The sequence below is a fragment of the Leisingera sp. genome (assembly GCF_982940295.1).
In genome coordinates this window covers 206,491-222,753 of record NZ_CEYXRG010000001.1, presented here as the reverse complement: position 1 = coordinate 222,753, position 16,263 = coordinate 206,491, and the positions used below count along the sequence as shown (strand labels likewise).

The following is a 16,263-nucleotide window of genomic DNA, read 5'->3' as shown; positions in this document are numbered from 1 at the left end:
TGTCCCGTTCCGCACCGCGGCCGCAGGGCGGATCCGGTGCCTTGGGCGAAGTGAATAGACAGGGCGGGCGGATTGGGCAAGCCTGTTGACCCGCTGGACGGGGATCGTGCCGGCAGGGCGGGCGGATAGGCGGAAACCTGCCGAAGTTTCAGAGTGTAAGGTCAGCGTGTAAGGTCCGGCCCGGTCAGCGGGCGCGCCGTGCCTGAGGCGGGCTGGTCAGCCGGGCTGGCCTTTCCGCCGTTCCTCCTGCGCTTCTGTCCAGCCGCTTTCCCAGGCCTGGTGGTCGGCGGTGTCGAAGGCGTAGGGGTTGCCGGTGAAGGGCTGACCGTCCATGCAGGCGCGGAAGCCCTCGTCATAGCTGTGCGCGCGCGGGTCCATGCCGCAGGGTTTGTGGGCGGTGTCGCGCAAGTGGGCGGCAAACTCCGGGTATTTGGCGAGGTCGGTCTGGTCGAGCCCTTCTGGATGCCGGGCCAGGGCCTGATGGCCGCGGCTGGTCAGGCGCCAGCTGGACGCCTCGCCCGGCAGCGCCTCTCCCGGAACCAGGATTCCGGCGATTTCCAGGTCCGACAGATGGCCGGCCAGCCGTTCGCGCAAATCGTCAGGAGGCAGGCCGGGTGTTTCATTGGCCTGGCGGAACAGGCCGTTCAGCGCCTTTTCGCAGCTGTCCAGCGTCACCGGGCCGGATCGTGCCGTGTGCAGGATCAGGGCCACGAGGCTTGCTGTGCTCAGCAATGGGAAATCGTTTTCGAACATGGGATCACCCGGTTGTCCAGATGTCCCAGTCTAGGCGGCTGCGGCAGTCCGGTAAAGGCGGCTGCGGCCGGCAAGGCGCGCCGCCGGGGCTCAGCGGCCCGGCAGGTCCCGCGCCTGATCGGCCAGCGGCCAGTAGAAATCCGGCGGCAGCCCGGCATCGGCGCGCTTTTCCTCGTTGAAGGGCGGTTTCAGGGCGCCGTGGAAGTATTTGCGCACCAGCGCATGAAACACCTCCTTAGGGTCCAGGTTGTCCCGGCCGCAAAGGAAGTTGAACCATTTGGAGCCATAGGCGACATGGCCGACCTCCTCGGCATAGATCACCTCCAGCGCTTCGACGGCTTGGGTGAGCTGCGCCTTGCGGAAGATTTCGATCATGCCGGGGGTCACATCCAGCCCGCGCGCCTCCAGCACCATTGGCACCACCGCCAGGCGGCCCATGAGGTCCTCCGCCGTGTCCTCTGCCGCGCGCCACATGCCGGCGTGGGCCGGGAGGGCGCCGTAGTCGCTGCCCAGCGCTTCAAGGCAGTCGCACATCAGGTTGAAATGCTTGGATTCCTCATCCGCCGCCTTCACCCAGTCATCAAAGAAGCCCATCGGCATCGGCACATGGGAAAAGCGGGCAATGATGTCCCAGTGCAGGTCGACGGCGTTCAGTTCGATATGGGCCACGGAGTGCAGCAGCGCGATGCGGCCCGCCTCTGACCCCGGCTTGCGCTTGGGCACGTCGCGGGGATGCAGCAGCTCAGGCTTATCGGGCCGGGCCGGGTGCATGGGCGGTGACGCGGTGCCGATTGCGATGTCCGGCCCGGTGCCATTGCGGAAGGCGAACCACTCGGCTGCATGGCGGCGCGACAGGGCTGTCTTCTGCCGGCCGTCCGCGGTGTTCAGCACCTCGGCGGCGCGTTCTGCGAGCGTTAGGGGCTGATCGGTCATGCGGGTCTCCTGTTGCAGCGGCTGGCCCGGGTTCACCTGATTCAGGCGGCGGAGTCCAGAGCGGAAACGGAAGCGCTCCCGCGCCCGCGGAGGATCAGCGGGCTGATCCCCCTGGCGGCCTTGGGCCTGGCACCGCGCGTTTCGCGCGGTGCGCGCCGCCCGCTTGGGCGGCGCCGGGCCCAACAGCGAGGGCTGCGCCCGTCAGGGCGCGGGCCGAACTGGCGGGAGTACCCCGCCAGGCCTGAGAGCGGAAGCGCCTCAAAGCGCCTGGACGGCTGCCAGCACCTCATCCACGTGGCCGTCGACCTTGACCTTGCGCCAGGCCTGGGCGATCCGGCCATCGGCATCTATCAGGAAGGTCGAGCGTTCGATCCCCCAGAACTTCTGGCCGTACATGTTCTTCTCTTTCCAGACGCCGTAATCCTCGCACACTGTGCCCTCTGCATCGGACAAGAGCGGCGCGGTCAGCCCGTGTTTGGCAGTGAACTTATCGTGTTTGGCTACCGTGTCCTTGGAGATCCCGAACACGTGAGCCCCGGCATCGGCAAATGACTGCAAAGCCTCTGAAAAGCCGATGGATTCTTTGGTGCAGCCGGGAGTATCATCGCGGGGGTAGAAAAACAGCACCACGGGCGCGCCCTTGAGGCTGGACAATGTGACCTCTCCGCCGCCGCTGCGGGGCAGGGTAAAGGAAGGGGCGGGATCTGAAACGTCGGGCATCGGCCTGTCTCCGTAATTTGCGCAAATCACTGCGCCGCAACCATAACCCATGAGCAGCGAAGGGAAAGCTGAGATCAAACCCGCCGGCGAGAATAACGGCACTGCGGCTGAGGCCGTGCCTGTGCGCGGCCCGGAGCCGGGCCCGGACGCGGGCCTCGCGGCGCCCGCGCAGAGGCGCTTGCGCTGGCGGCTGCTGCGCGGTGCCGTCTGGCTGCTGGCGCTGCTGAGCTTCCTAAGCGCCGGCGCCATCTATTTCGGTCTTGGCACCCGGCTGGACGCGCCGGAGTGGGTGCGTCAGCGGGTTGAAACCCGGATCGAGCGGCACCTGAACGGGTTGCAGATCGAATTCGGCGCCATCCATGTGGTCGTGAACAAGGGCTGGCGGCCGCGGGTCAGCCTCAAGGACGTGGTGCTGCGCCATCCGGACGGCGCGGTGTTTGCCCAGCTGGCGGATGCCCAGGCGAGCCTGGCGATGCGGCCGCTGCTGCGCGGCCAGGTCCAGCCCAAACAGATCTCGCTCAGCGGCCTTTTCGCGGTCTTGCGGCGCAATCCGGACGGCACCCTGGCGCTGAGCTTTGCCAGCGGCGGGCTGCCAACGCGGCAGGCGGGCAATTTGGTGGAGCTGATCAAGCAGTGGGACAGCCAGCTGGACAAGCCCGTTCTGGCGGCGCTGCGGGGCGTGGAGACCAGCGAACTGACGCTGTCCTACACCGATGACCGCCTGGGCCGCGCCTGGACCCTGGACGGCGGCCAGATCCGGCTGCAGAAAAGCGGCAGTTCGCTGTCGGCCTCGGCAGTGTTCTCTGTATTGAGCGGGCGCGGCGATGTGGGCTCTGTCGAAGCCAGCTATACCTCGGAGATCGGCAGCCCGGAGGCCAAATTCGGGGTTCTTGTCTCAGAGATCGCCAGCGAGGACATCGCCTTGCAAAGCCCGGCGCTTGGCTGGCTAGGGGTGCTGCGGGCGCCGATTTCCGGCTCCTTGCGCGGCGGGGTCCGCAGCGATGGCGCGCTTGAGCCGGTGCAGGCCAGCCTGCGGATCGGCGAGGGGGTGATCCAGCCGGAAGCCCAGACCCGCCCGGTGCCGATCACCGGCGCGCGCAGCTATTTCACTTATGATCCGGCACGCGAGGTTCTGGAGTTCGCCGAACTCAGCGTGCAAAGCGGCTGGGGCTCCGGTGTGATGCAGGGGCAGGCCAGCCTTGCCGGTATCCGGAACGGCCAGCTTACCGGGCTGACCGGCCAGCTGCGCTTTACCGATCTGGAACTGAACCCGCGGCGGCTGTTCGAGGCGCCCGTTAAGTTTCCGGGGGTGGATGCGGATTTCGACCTCAGGCTCAAACCCTTCCGGCTGCGGCTGGGCGAGATGCTGGTGCGCGACGGCGGCAGCCTGATCCATTTTGACGGTGAGATCGGCGCCGGGCCTGAGGGCTGGGATTACGACCTGAACGGGCGGGTCGATCAGGTCGGCGTAGCACGTGTCAAGGAGCTGTGGCCCGAGGCGCTGGCGTCCAAACCGCGCGAATGGGTGCGCGACAACCTGCATGCGGGGCTGGTGCGCGATGTGGGCTTTCACATGCGCGGGCGCGGCAGCGGCAAGCCCTTCGTCAGCCTGGACCTGGCCTTTGAAGAGGCCGAGGTGCTGTTTCAGAAGTTCATGCCGCCGGTGCGGGACGCAGCAGGCCAGCTCAGCCTTTACGGCAACCGCTTTGTCGTCACCGCGTCCAAGGGGGTGGTCACTGCGGATCAGGGCGGTGATGTGGATGTGACCGGAACGTCCTTCATCATCCCGGACACGACTGTGCGCGACGGCACGCCCGGTATTGCCCGGATTGCTGCGCGGGGCTCAGTGACTGCGGCGCTGTCGCTGCTGAACCGCGAGCCCCTGAGAGTAATGGACAAGGCTTCGCTGCCGGTCGATCTGGCGGAGGGGCAGGTGGAGGCCACGGGCACGCTGTCGCTGCCGCTGCGCAAAGGCGTTCAGCCGGAGGAAATCCTGTACCATTACCGCGGCGAGGCGCGGGCGGTGGAGACCAGCAAGCTGGTGCCGGGCCATACCGCAGCAGCCCCCTTGCTGAAGATCGAAGGAAACCAGGGTGAGGTGCGCATCAGCGGCAGCGGCAGCCTGTCGGGCGTGCCGCTGACCGCCAGCTGGGGGCAGAAGGTTGGCAAGGACGCCCCTCAGGACAGCCGGGTTGAGGGGACTATCGAACTGTCGCCGGAAACGGTTTCGGCTTTCAACATCGGCCTGCCGCGAGGCTCTGTTTCCGGTACGGGGCAGGGCCGCTATGAAGTTGACCTGAAACCCGGGGCACCGCCGCAGCTGCAGCTGGAGTCGGATCTGGCCGGCGTTGGCCTCAGGATCGCGGACATAGGCTGGCGCAAGAATGAAGCGGCGACGGGGAAGCTGTCGATGTCGGCGGAACTGGGCGGGACCGCAACCGTCGAGCGGCTGGAACTGCAGGCGCCCGGCCTATCGGCCACTGGCCGGGTGACTACCCGCGAGGGCGGCGGGCTGAACGAGGCGGTGTTTTCCTCGGCGCGGGTGGGCAACTGGTTTCAGGGCGCGGTGACCTTCCGCGGCCGCGGCAGCGCGGCACCGGCGATTGAAGTCACCGGCGGCAGGCTGGATCTGAACCGCTCACCGTTTTCGGCAAGCTCCGGCAGCGGCGGCGGTGGCGCCAGCAGCGGAGCGCCGGTTCCCATCAGCCTGCGTCTGCAGAATCTGCAGGTCACGGACAGCATCGGGCTGCAAAGCTTTCAGGGCCGGTTTTCCACCGGCGGCGGCATGAACGGGGAGTTCACCGCCCGGCTGAATGGTCAGACACCGGTGGCCGGCACCGTGGTGCCGCAGAACAACGGCACCGCGGCGCGTATCCGGGCCAATGATGCCGGCGGCGTGTTCCGCTCTGCCGGCGTGTTCGAGCATGGCCGCGGCGGCAGTTTCGACATGACGCTGGTCCCGGCGGAGCGGCCCGGCGAATATGACGGGCGGGTCAGCGTCCGCAATATCCGGGTGCGCAACGCGCCGTCGATGGCGGCAATTCTGAACGCGATCAGCCTGGTCGGGCTGCTTGATGAGATGACGGGGCAGGGCATTCTGTTCACCAGCATGGACGGGCGGTTCCGGCTCGGCGGCTCCCATCTGATCCTGCATCAAAGCAGCGCTGTGGGGCCGTCTATGGGGCTGTCGCTTGACGGCAACTTTGATCTGAACAGCAGCCGTCTGAACATGCGCGGGGTGATCTCGCCGGTCTATCTGCTCAATGCCATCGGGCGGGTGCTGTCGCCCAGGGACGGCGAGGGGCTGTTCGGCTTTACTTTCACCTTGCGGGGCACCGCTGACGATCCTTCCGTCTCGGTCAACCCATTGGCGGGGCTGGCGCCGGGGTTCCTGCGCGAGATATTCCGAGGACCGCCGCCGAAAGTGCCCGGCGACAACAGAGCGTTTTCCGTCGACGGGGAACTTCTGGAGGAGGGAGAAGAGCAAGTCCAAACCCCGCCGGGGGCCAACAAGTAAACTGGCTGGGGGTGAAAATCGCCATAGATTTTCCCTGCAGCACATCCTATAGCGCGCGCCATGAAACTCAGCGATTTCGACTTTGACCTGCCCGACGATCTGATTGCCACCCGGCCTGCCAATCCGCGCAGCTCGGCCCGGCTGCTGGTGGCCGAGGGCGGAAACCTGCACGACGGGCAGGTGACCGATCTGGTGCAGTGGCTGCAGCCCGGCGACCGGCTGGTGCTGAACGACACCAAGGTGATCCCGGCGCGCCTCAGCGGGATGCGCCACCGCGACAGCGCGCAAGGTCCGGTGGCGGCCAGGATCGAGGCGACCCTGCTGGAGCCGCGGGCTGATGGCACTTGGGCGGCGCTGCTGAAACCCCTGAAGAAGATCAAGGCGGGTGAGGAAATCATCTTCTCCGATGACCTGAGCGCCAGGCTGGAGGAGATTGCCGAGGGCCAGGGGCACCTGCGATTTAACCTCAGCGGTACGGATTTCGACGCCGCACTGGCCGAGGCCGGTGCGATGCCGCTGCCGCCCTATATCGCGGCGAAGCGCGCCGCCGATGATCAGGACAAGACGGATTACCAAACCGTCTGGGCCCGCAACTCAGGCGCGGTGGCGGCGCCGACCGCCTCGCTGCACTTCGACGAGCCGCTGCTGGAAGCGCTGAAGGCGCGCGGGGTGGAGATCAGCTATGTCACCCTGCATGTGGGCGCGGGCACATTCCTGCCGGTCAAGGTAGAGGATGTGACCACCCACCGGATGCACGCGGAATGGGGCAAGGTCAGCGAAGAAGCGGCGTCGGAGATCGCTGCCACCAAAGCGGCGGGCGGCCGGGTCATCCCGGTCGGCACCACAGCGCTGCGGCTGATCGAAAGCGCGGCGAAGGACGGCCAGATCCACGCTTGGGAAGGCGACACCGATATCTTTATCTACCCCGGGTTCGCGTTTCAGGTGGCCGATGCGCTGATGACAAATTTCCATCTGCCGAAATCGACCCTGCTGATGCTTGTCTCCGCCCTGATGGGACAAGAGGAGATCCGGCGCATCTACGAACATGCGGTCAGCAGCGGCTACCGGTTCTTTTCTTATGGCGATGCGTCGCTTTTGATCCCGGCGAAGGCGGAACCGCATCAGAAAAGCGGCGCGAATCCATAGACAAGCGCCGCGGATATGATCCGTGAACGCGCGCGCCGGGTCATGAAACTGAAATCAGAATCAGCGATAGCGGCCACGCGAGCCTTGATCGCCCGGACATAACATTCAAATGTGGAGGCAGCCCGTCCCTTGTGGAGGGCTGCTTTGCTTTCAAAGGAGGCGTCGGAATGCTTCAGGTACTGTCGAGCGCTTGGGCGCTGCTGTTGGGCGTTTGCCTGCTGATGGTGGGCAACGGCCTGCAGGGCACCATGCTGGGTGTGCGCGGCGAGCTTGAGGGCTTTTCGACCTTCCAGATGTCCATCGTGATGGCGGCCTATTTCGTCGGCTTCCTCGGCGGCTCCCGGCTGGCGCCGGAAATGATCCGCCGCGTCGGCCATGTGCGCGTCTTTGCGGCTCTGGCCTCCTTCATTTCTGCGGTGATGATCCTCTATCCGCTGCTGCCCAACACGGTTGCTTGGGCGCTGGGGCGGATTATCATCGGGTTCTGCTTCTCGGGCGTGTATGTGACCGCCGAAAGCTGGCTGAACAACGCCGCCGACAATACCAACCGCGGCAAAGCGCTGTCGCTTTACATGATCGTTCAGACCATTGGCATCATTACGGCGCAGGGGCTGATCCAGGTCGGCGACCCGGCGGGCTATGAAGCCTTCATCATCGCGTCGATCCTGGTTTCGGTCTCCTTCGGCCCGATCCTGCTGTCGATTTCGCCGACACCGGCCTTTGACACCACCAAGCCGATGACGCTGCGCAAGCTGTTCGAAACCTCGCCGCTGGGCTGCGTCGGCATGTTCCTTCTGGGCGGTGTGTTCTCCGCCCAGTTCGGCATGAGCGCGGTCTACGGCTCGGCCGCCGGTCTGACACTGACGCAGCTGTCGATCTTTGTCTCCACCTTCTATGTGGGGGCGATGATCCTGCAATACCCGCTGGGCTGGCTGTCGGACCGTATGGACCGCCGGGTGCTGATCCTGGCCGCCGCGGTGGCCGGGGGCAGCGGCGCGGTTATCGGCTTTTTGTTCGGCGTCGAGTTCAAGATGCTGCTGGTGGCGGCCTTCTTCATCGGCGGGCTGTCGAACCCGCTCTATTCGCTGCTGATCGCCTATACCAATGACTACCTGGAGCATGACGATATGGCCGCGGCTTCCGGCGGGCTGATCTTCATCAACGGGCTGGGCGCCATCGCCGGGCCGCTGATCACCGGCTGGCTGATGGAAGACGCGGTGTTCGGGCCTGCGGGCTTCTTCACCTTCATCGGCGCGCTGATGTTCGTGATGGCAGCCTATGCGCTCTACCGCGCGACCCAGCGCGCGTCGATCCCGGTCGAGGAGACCGGCAGCTATGCCGCGATGTCGCCGACCGCCTCCCCGGTGGCGGTGGAGTTCGCCCAGGAATACGCCATTGAGACCGAACTGGAGGAGCAGGAATCCGCCGCCGCGGAGAATTGATTGCGCTAACCAGCCGTTTTCGTGAGGATTATTTCACGTCCAGGTCTTGCCTGTCGCAATTTGTGACCCAAGGTTACTTGTAATGGCAACGTAAAATGGCCTGAAATCAGGGTCAGGAAAAACTTGGAGTTAAGACCGATGGCTGGTCCCGAAGAGATACTTGAATTCTGGCTCGACGAGGTCGGGGAGAAGGGATGGTATCTGCAGGATGACGCGCTGGATCAGGAGATCCGCAAGAAGTTCCAGAAAACCTGGCAGGAGGCCTGCGAGGGCAAATTCTCCTTCTGGCTAACCTACCCCAGCGGGACGCTGGCCTACATCATTCTGATGGACCAGTTCCCGCGCAACATGTTCCGTGGCGAGGGCAAGGCGTTTGCCTCCGACCAGGCGTCGCTGTCAGCGGCCAAGGTCGCGATCAACAAGAAGTGGGACATGAAGATCCACGAGCCGGCACGGCAGTTCTTCTATCTGCCGCTGATGCATTCGGAGAACCTGTGCGATCAGGAACGCTGCATCCGGCTGATGATGGAGCGGATGCCTGAGAGCGGCGGCAGCAACCTGCTGCATGCCCGCGCGCACCGCGAAGTGATCCGCCAGTTCGGCCGCTTTCCCTACCGCAATGAGGCGCTGCACCGCGCCAGCACCGGGCCCGAGCTCGACTATGTCATGGCGGGCGGCTACGGCGAGACCGTGCGGCAGGTGCAAGCGGCTGGCTGACGCCGGCTCCGGCAGAAATTTGCAGCGCCGTGCCCGGGTCCGGGCGCGGCGTTTTTTTTTTGGCCGGTCCCTTGTGCCATTGGGCGGCCTGCGGCAGGGAGAGGCCTTGTTTTCCAGATAAGCAATTGAGGACCGCCCCGTGACCACAGCAGACTTTCAGATGACCGGCAGCTGCCGCTGCGGCGCTACCGTGATTGAGGTTTCCGCCGCGCCGGTGCTGACCGCTGCCTGCCACTGCCGCGGCTGCCAGAAGATGAGCGCCAGCGCGTTTTCCCTGACCGCGATGTTTCCGGCGGAGGCCTTCGAGGTGGTGCAGGGCACGCCGGCCGTTGGCGGCGCCAAGGGCGAAGACCTGGCGCACTACTGCTGCCCGGAGTGCATGACATGGATGTTCACCCGCATCACAGGCGTAGAGACGTTCGTGAACGTGCGTCCGGTGATGTTCGAAGACACCAGCTGGTTCCGGCCGTTCATTGAAACCTGGACCGCTGCACGGCTTCCTTTCGTCCAAGTCGCGGCCGACCACAGCTTTGAGCAATTCCCCGCAATGGAGGAGTTCGGCGCGCTGCTGGACGCATACGCCGCCAAGGGCTGAGGCAGGATCAGCCTTCGGTCGGCTGGCAGGCACGGCCGTCCCGCAGCATCGGCGCGGCGCGGATAACCCGGCCGGCAAGCTCTGCCGCGCCGGCGCGGGCGGCCTGTTCGGCCGCCTGCAGCGGCAGCTGCCGGATCCCGGCAAGATTCGCTTGCAGCTGGTTCAGGCGCTCCTCCACCCGCTCCAGCCGGGCCGCTGAGAGCCTTTCGGCGCCATCCCGGCCGGGCGGGTCCTGCAGGGCGGCGCGCAGGCTGGCCAATTCCTCCTGCAGCCCGGTTGCGGCGGTCTGCAGCGGGGCAACGCGGCTGGTAATCTCCGACGCATTGGCGGTGACGGCCTCAGCCGCCGCCATCAGCTTCCATCCCAGGAACAGGCAGAGCGCCAGCAGGATCAGGGTGGCGTTCACTAGGGCCTTGGCAAGATCCGCAACAGTTCGTGTCATCGTCTTCCGCTCCCGGCAGTGGATTGCAGCACATGTTTCGGCTTATGCTGGCCCGGAACCAGCCTCGCTGCCAAGCGGAAGTCTGCCATAAAACGCATGACCGCTATGCCGCAGCAGAGGGTGATTGCAGTGCAGAAGGAAATAGTTTAACGGTAAACTAGTTTTATTGATCCTGTTCAAGGCGAGGGGACAGCATGGCCGCACAATCCTATGACGTGATCGTAATCGGCGCCGGGCCGGGGGGCTATGTTGCCGCCATCCGCGCAGCACAGCTGGGGCTGAAGACCTGCGTGGTCGAGCGCGAGCATCTGGGCGGCATCTGCCTGAACTGGGGCTGCATCCCGACCAAAGCGCTGCTGCGCTCGTCGGAAGTGTTCCACCTGATGGAACGCGCCAAGGATTTCGGTCTGAAGGCGGAAAAGGTTGGATATGACCTGGACGCGGTGGTGAAACGCTCGCGCGGGGTGGCCAAACAGCTGTCCTCCGGCATCGGCCACCTGATGAAGAAGAACAAGATCGACGTGGTCATGGGCGAGGCAACGATCCCCGCCAAGGGCAAAGTGTCGGTCAAGACCGACAAAGGCACCCAGGATCTGATTGCCAAGAACATCGTGCTGGCCACCGGCGCGCGGGCGCGGGAGCTGCCGGGCCTGGAAGCGGACGGCGATCTGGTCTGGACTTACAAGCACGCGCTGGACCCCGTCCGCATGCCGAAGAAGCTGCTGGTGATCGGATCCGGCGCGATCGGTATCGAATTTGCCAGCTTCTACAACACCCTTGGCGCTGAAACGACGGTGGTCGAGGTGATGGACCGGGTGCTGCCGGTTGAAGATGCGGAGATTTCCGCCTTTGCCAAGAAGGCCTTTGTCAAGCAGGGCATGAAGATCATGGAGAAAGCCATGGTCAAGCAGCTGGACCGCGGCAAGGGCAAGGTGACCGCCCATATCGAAGTCGGCGGCAAGGTCGAGAAGCAGGAATTCGACACCGTGATCTCTGCCGTTGGCATCGTCGGCAACGTCGAGGGCCTGGGCCTGGAAGAGCTGGGCGTCAAGGTCGACCGCACCCATGTGGTGACTGACGAGTACTGCCGCACGGGTGTTGATGGCCTCTATGCCATCGGCGACATCGCCGGTGCGCCCTGGCTGGCGCATAAGGCGTCCCATGAGGGCGTGATGGTGGCCGAACTGATCGCGGGCAAACACGCGCATCCGGTGAAGCCCGAGAGCATCGCGGGCTGCACCTACTGCCAGCCGCAGGTGGCCTCCGTCGGTTATACTGAGGCGAAGGCCAAGGAGCTGGGCTATGACATCAAGGTCGGCCGCTTCCCCTTCATCGGCAACGGCAAGGCGATTGCGCTGGGTGAGGCCGAGGGCATGGTGAAAACCATCTTTGACGCCAAGACCGGCGAACTGCTGGGCGCCCATATGGTCGGCGCCGAGGTGACCGAGATGATCCAGGGCTATGTGGTGGGCCGCCAGCTGGAAACCACTGAGGAAGACCTCATGAACACCGTGTTCCCGCATCCGACGCTGAGCGAGATGATGCATGAATCGGTGCTCGATGCCTTTGACCGCGTCATCCATATGTGACGCAGCATTCCCGCACCGCGGCCCTTGCCGCGGGCGGCGATAGCAGGCAGGACAGGGAAAGCAGGCGCGGTGCGTGCCTGCTTTTTCTATTTGAGGGCGGATATTTGACGGATGGCGGAAACTCCCGCTGGGGGCTGATCCTGGCGATTTGGGCCGCGGGGCTGGGGGCCGCGGCGCAATACGGCAAGATCTCGGTGATATTCGGCCGCATGGGCGAGCTGTATCCGCAGGCGGGCACGGCGCTCAGCTTTTCCGTGTCGCTGGTGGGCACGCTGGGCATTTTGCTGGGGGCGGTGGCGGGGCTGTATGCCGCTGCCTTTGGCTACCGGCGCACACTGGTCTGGGCGTTGTGGGCCGGGGCGGCGGTGTCTGCCTTGCAGGCGCTGCATCTGCCGTTCGGGCTGTTCCTGGCCACCCGTGTGGTCGAGGGGCTGTCGCACCTTGGCATCGTGGTGGCCGGGCCGGTGCTGATTGCTCAGCTGAGTTCGGACCGGGGCCGGGGGCTGGCGATGACCCTGTGGAGCACGTTCTTTGCCGTGGCCTTTACTTTGCTGGCCTGGGCCGGCCTGCCGCTGGTTAGCGCCTGGGGGCTGCTGGCGCTGTTCGGCGCTCATGCGGCGGTGATGGCAGGGCTGGCGGTTCTGCTCGGCCTGGCCTTGCGCGCAGTTCCCGTGCCGGAGCGGACGCCGCTGCCGCGGCTGGCGGAACTGCCGGGATTGCATCTGCCGGTTTACCGCTCGCCCTGGATTTCGGCGCCTGCTGCGGGCTGGCTGTTCTACACCTGCTGCTTTGTCGCGGTGCTGACGGTGATCCCGCCGTATATCGCAGAGGGGGCGCGCAGTTTCGTGCTGGGGATGATGCCGCTGGCGAGCATTGCGGTGTCGATGACTATTGGAGTTTTCCTGCTGCGGTACCTGCCCGGGGTACGGCTGGCGCAATTGGGGTTTCTGGCCTGTGCGGCGGCGGCCTTGTGGCTGTGGGCGGTGCCCGGTGCGCCGCTGGCCTGTATCGCCATGGCCGGTGCAATGGGGCTGGTGCAGGGCGGCTCCTTTGCCGCGGTGCCGCAGCTGAATGAAACCGCCGCGTCGCGGGCGCAGGCCAGCGGCGCGATGGCGCAGATGGGCAACCTAGGCAACACGATCGGCACGCCGCTGATGGTTCTGTCGCTGTCGGCGGCGGGATTCGGCGGCATGATGGCGGCGGTTCTGGTGCTGTTTCTTTGCGGCGCGGCGGTGCATGTGCTGCTGTCCGCCCGGCGGCGCGCATTGGCTTAGAGGTACTCCCGCCCGTCACCGGCCCCCGTGGGGGACCGCTTCCCGTTGGGGGGGGCGCCGCGCGATGCGCGGCGCGCCGGATTTCAGGGAAATCCGGACCGGGCAGACACTGCGTTCCGGCTGCTGCCAGCTGCTGTCAGCAAACTTCCTCTTGTTCGTGATATGTTCTTTATGGGGGCTTGGCGTTTCCGATCGCATTCCCTATCTGTAGGGCGTTCGTCCGCCAAGGGTACGGCGGGCGCGGGTACGGGGGCATTATGGCTGAGCTGAAATCCATCGAAGTGCGCGGCGCGCGCGAGCACAATTTGAAAAGCATCGACGTGGATATTCCGCGCGATGAGCTGGTGGTGATCACCGGCCTGTCCGGCTCGGGCAAGTCGTCCTTGGCGTTCGACACCATCTATGCCGAGGGCCAGCGCCGCTATGTGGAATCGCTGAGCGCCTATGCCCGCCAGTTCCTCGACATGATGGAAAAGCCGGATGTGGACCACATCAGCGGGCTGAGCCCGGCGATTTCGATTGAGCAGAAGACGACGTCGAAGAACCCGCGTTCGACCGTTGGCACGGTGACGGAGATTTACGATTATCTGCGCCTTCTGTTTGCCCGCGCGGGCACGCCCTACAGCCCGGCCACCGGGCTGCCGATCGAGGCGCAGCAGGTGCAGGACATGGTCGACCGGATCATGGAGATGGAGGAAGGCACCCGCGGCTATCTGCTGGCGCCGATCGTCCGCGACCGCAAGGGCGAGTACAAGAAGGAATTCCTGGAGCTGCGCAAGCAGGGCTTCCAGCGGGTTAAGGTGGACGGGGAGTTCTATGAACTCGACGAGCCGCCCGTGCTGGACAAGAAATTCCGCCATGACATCGACGTGGTGGTCGACCGGCTGGTGGTGCGCGAAGGCATGGAGACGCGGCTGGCGGATTCGCTTCGCACCGCTCTGGATCTGGCGGACGGCATTGCCATTCTGGAAACCGCCCCGCGCGAGGGCGATCCGGAACGGATTACGTTCAGCGAGAATTTCGCCTGCCCGGTCAGTGGTTTCACCATCCCCGAGATTGAGCCGCGGCTGTTCTCCTTCAACGCGCCCTTCGGGGCCTGTCCGCAGTGCGACGGTCTGGGCGTCGAGCTGTTCTTTGACGAGCGGCTGGTGGTGCCGGATCAGTCGCTGAAGGTCTATGACGGTGCGCTGGCGCCCTGGCGCAAGGGCAAGTCGCCCTACTTCCTGCAGACCATCGAGGCCATCGCGAAGCATTACCAGTTCGACAAGAATACCGCATGGAAGGATCTGCCCGAGAAGGTGCAGAAGGTGTTCCTTTATGGCTCCGGCGAGGAAGAGATCCTGTTCCGCTATGACGAGGGCGGCCGGGTTTACCAGGTGGAACGCACCTTTGAGGGTGTGATCCCGAACATGGAGCGGCGCTACCGCGAGACCGATTCCAACTGGATCCGCGAGGAATTCGAGCGGTACCAGAACAACCGTCCCTGCCACCACTGCGAGGGCTACCGGCTGCGGGATGAAGCGCTGGCGGTCAAGATCGCCGGGGTGCATGTGGGGCAGGTGGTGCAGAAGTCGATCCGCGAAGCACTGGCCTGGATCGAGGATGTGCCGAACCATCTGAGCCAGCAGAAGCAGGAGATCGCCCGCGCCATCGTCAAGGAAATCCGCGAGCGGCTGGGCTTCCTGAACAACGTGGGGCTGGAGTATCTGACCCTGAGCCGCAATTCCGGCACGCTGTCCGGCGGCGAGAGCCAGCGGATCCGGCTGGCCTCGCAGATCGGTTCCGGCCTGACCGGGGTTCTTTATGTGCTGGACGAGCCCTCTATCGGTTTGCACCAGCGCGATAATGACCGTCTGATCGGCACGCTCAAGAACCTGCGCGATCAGGGCAACACGGTGATCGTGGTGGAACATGACGAGGACATGATCCGGCAGGCGGACTACGTCTTTGACATTGGCCCCGGCGCCGGGGTGCATGGCGGCGAGGTGGTGAGCCACGGCACGCCGCAGGCGATTGCCTCGGACGCAGGCTCGATCACCGGCCAGTATCTGGCGGGGACGCGGGAAATTGCGGTGCCGGGCAAGCGGCGCAAGGGCAACAAGAAGAAGATCAAGGTGGTGAAGGCCACCGGCAACAACCTGAAAGAGGTGACGGCGGAGTTCCCGCTGGGCAAGTTCGTCTGCGTGACCGGCGTGTCGGGCGGCGGCAAGTCGACACTGACCATCGAGACGCTGTTCAAGACCGCCTCGATGCGCCTGAACGGCGCGCGCCAGACGCCCGCGCCCTGCGAAAGCATCAAGGGGCTGGAGCATCTGGACAAGGTGATCGACATCGACCAGCGCCCGATCGGCCGCACGCCGCGGTCGAACCCGGCGACCTACACCGGGGCCTTTACCCCGATCCGCGACTGGTTTGCCGGCCTGCCGGAGGCAAAGGCGCGGGGGTATAAACCGGGGCGGTTCTCCTTCAACGTCAAGGGCGGGCGCTGCGAAGCGTGTCAGGGCGATGGTGTGATCAAGATCGAGATGCACTTTTTGCCGGACGTCTATGTGACCTGCGAGACCTGCAAGGGCGCGCGCTATAACCGTGAGACGCTGGAGATCAAGTTCAAGGGCAAGAGCATTGCCGATGTGCTGGATATGACGGTCGAGGATGCGCAGGAGTTTTTCCAGGCGGTGCCGGCGATCCGCGACAAAATGGATGCGCTCATGCGAGTCGGGCTTGGTTATATCAAGGTGGGCCAGCAGGCGACGACGCTGTCGGGCGGTGAGGCGCAGCGGGTGAAACTGTCGAAGGAGCTGTCAAAACGCTCGACCGGGCGGACGCTGTACATTCTCGACGAGCCGACCACCGGCTTGCACTTTGAGGATGTGAAGAAGCTCTTGGAAGTGCTGCACGAGCTGGTGGAGCAGGGCAACTCGGTTGTGGTGATCGAGCACAATCTGGATGTGATCAAGACCGCGGACTGGATCATCGACATCGGCCCGGAGGGCGGCGATGGCGGTGGCGAGATCGTGGCGGCGGGCACACCGGAAGCGGTGGCGGATGAGCCGCGCAGCCATACCGGGCGCTATCTGAAGGACATTCTGGCGGCGCGGAAGGTGGCGGCGGAATAAGGGCGGGGCGCTGCGCCGC

12 protein-coding genes are annotated in these 16,263 nt (G+C 65.0%); 8 read left to right on the top strand and 4 right to left on the bottom strand.

Annotation, left to right across the window (positions count from 1 at the left end; translation table 11 throughout):
• Positions 1-216: 216 nt before the first annotated feature.
• The 3 genes from AC4HIX_RS01045 to AC4HIX_RS01035 all read right to left on the bottom strand — a co-directional run bounded on the left by AC4HIX_RS01045 (position 217) and on the right by AC4HIX_RS01035 (position 2,406).
• On the bottom strand, positions 217-753 hold the full coding sequence (locus tag AC4HIX_RS01045) for a ribosome modulation factor (protein WP_475051857.1): 537 nt from the start codon (positions 751-753) through the stop codon (positions 217-219).
• Positions 754-843: 90 nt separating this feature from the next.
• Positions 844-1,686, bottom strand: a complete 843-nt coding sequence (locus AC4HIX_RS01040) for a ferritin-like domain-containing protein (RefSeq protein WP_490397525.1) — start codon at positions 1,684-1,686, stop codon at positions 844-846.
• A gap of 258 nt (positions 1,687-1,944) precedes the next feature.
• Complete coding sequence (locus AC4HIX_RS01035; protein WP_490397524.1) at positions 1,945-2,406, bottom strand: peroxiredoxin; 462 nt, start codon at positions 2,404-2,406, stop codon at positions 1,945-1,947.
• A gap of 49 nt (positions 2,407-2,455) precedes the next feature.
• Between AC4HIX_RS01035 and AC4HIX_RS01030 the strand changes: the two genes are divergently transcribed.
• The 5 genes from AC4HIX_RS01030 to AC4HIX_RS01010 all read left to right on the top strand — a co-directional run bounded on the left by AC4HIX_RS01030 (position 2,456) and on the right by AC4HIX_RS01010 (position 9,823).
• Entirely contained in the window at positions 2,456-5,923 is a 3,468-nt protein-coding gene (locus tag AC4HIX_RS01030) for a YhdP family protein (protein WP_490397523.1), read from the top strand.
• Between the two features lie 60 nt (positions 5,924-5,983).
• Complete coding sequence (queA, locus tag AC4HIX_RS01025; RefSeq protein WP_490397522.1) at positions 5,984-7,069, top strand: tRNA preQ1(34) S-adenosylmethionine ribosyltransferase-isomerase QueA; 1,086 nt, start codon at positions 5,984-5,986, stop codon at positions 7,067-7,069.
• Between the two features lie 167 nt (positions 7,070-7,236).
• Positions 7,237-8,511 (top strand): MFS transporter, encoded by a 1,275-nt coding sequence (locus AC4HIX_RS01020; RefSeq protein WP_490397521.1) that lies wholly within the window; start codon positions 7,237-7,239, stop codon positions 8,509-8,511.
• A 138-nt stretch (positions 8,512-8,649) separates the two neighbouring features.
• On the top strand, positions 8,650-9,228 hold the full coding sequence (locus AC4HIX_RS01015) for a DUF924 family protein (RefSeq protein ID WP_490397520.1): 579 nt from the start codon (positions 8,650-8,652) through the stop codon (positions 9,226-9,228).
• A 139-nt stretch (positions 9,229-9,367) separates the two neighbouring features.
• The gene (locus tag AC4HIX_RS01010; protein WP_490397519.1) at positions 9,368-9,823 is read left to right on the top strand and encodes a GFA family protein; all 456 of its coding nucleotides are present in this window, start codon (positions 9,368-9,370) and stop codon (positions 9,821-9,823) included.
• Between the two features lie 7 nt (positions 9,824-9,830).
• On the opposite strand, the gene AC4HIX_RS01005 is transcribed toward AC4HIX_RS01010, so the two are convergent.
• Positions 9,831-10,265 (bottom strand): hypothetical protein, encoded by a 435-nt coding sequence (locus tag AC4HIX_RS01005; protein WP_490397518.1) that lies wholly within the window; start codon positions 10,263-10,265, stop codon positions 9,831-9,833.
• 194 nt (positions 10,266-10,459) lie between these two features.
• Here AC4HIX_RS01005 and lpdA point away from each other — a divergent pair, with 194 nt between their 5' ends.
• From lpdA to uvrA, 3 genes are all read left to right on the top strand, one after another.
• Complete coding sequence (lpdA, locus tag AC4HIX_RS01000; RefSeq protein WP_490397517.1) at positions 10,460-11,854, top strand: dihydrolipoyl dehydrogenase; 1,395 nt, start codon at positions 10,460-10,462, stop codon at positions 11,852-11,854.
• Between the two features lie 104 nt (positions 11,855-11,958).
• The gene (locus AC4HIX_RS00995; protein WP_490397516.1) at positions 11,959-13,128 is read left to right on the top strand and encodes an MFS transporter; all 1,170 of its coding nucleotides are present in this window, start codon (positions 11,959-11,961) and stop codon (positions 13,126-13,128) included.
• Between the two features lie 257 nt (positions 13,129-13,385).
• Entirely contained in the window at positions 13,386-16,244 is a 2,859-nt protein-coding gene (gene uvrA / locus AC4HIX_RS00990) for an excinuclease ABC subunit UvrA (RefSeq protein ID WP_490397515.1), read from the top strand.
• Positions 16,245-16,263: the final 19 nt, after the last annotated feature.

Bases quoted from the DNA above. Each gene is read 5' to 3' on its own strand.
- AC4HIX_RS01045 (WP_475051857.1), bottom strand. From the start codon at position 753: ATGTTCGAAAACGATTTCCCATTGCTGAGCACAGCAAGCCTCGTGGCC.
- AC4HIX_RS01040 (WP_490397525.1), bottom strand. From the start codon at position 1,686: ATGACCGATCAGCCCCTAACGCTCGCAGAACGCGCCGCCGAGGTGCTG.
- AC4HIX_RS01035 (WP_490397524.1), bottom strand. From the start codon at position 2,406: ATGCCCGACGTTTCAGATCCCGCCCCTTCCTTTACCCTGCCCCGCAGC.
- AC4HIX_RS01030 (WP_490397523.1), top strand. From the start codon at position 2,456: ATGAGCAGCGAAGGGAAAGCTGAGATCAAACCCGCCGGCGAGAATAAC.
- queA (WP_490397522.1), top strand. From the start codon at position 5,984: ATGAAACTCAGCGATTTCGACTTTGACCTGCCCGACGATCTGATTGCC.
- AC4HIX_RS01020 (WP_490397521.1), top strand. From the start codon at position 7,237: ATGCTTCAGGTACTGTCGAGCGCTTGGGCGCTGCTGTTGGGCGTTTGC.
- AC4HIX_RS01015 (WP_490397520.1), top strand. From the start codon at position 8,650: ATGGCTGGTCCCGAAGAGATACTTGAATTCTGGCTCGACGAGGTCGGG.
- AC4HIX_RS01005 (WP_490397518.1), bottom strand. From the start codon at position 10,265: ATGACACGAACTGTTGCGGATCTTGCCAAGGCCCTAGTGAACGCCACC.
- lpdA (WP_490397517.1), top strand. From the start codon at position 10,460: ATGGCCGCACAATCCTATGACGTGATCGTAATCGGCGCCGGGCCGGGG.
- uvrA (WP_490397515.1), top strand. From the start codon at position 13,386: ATGGCTGAGCTGAAATCCATCGAAGTGCGCGGCGCGCGCGAGCACAAT.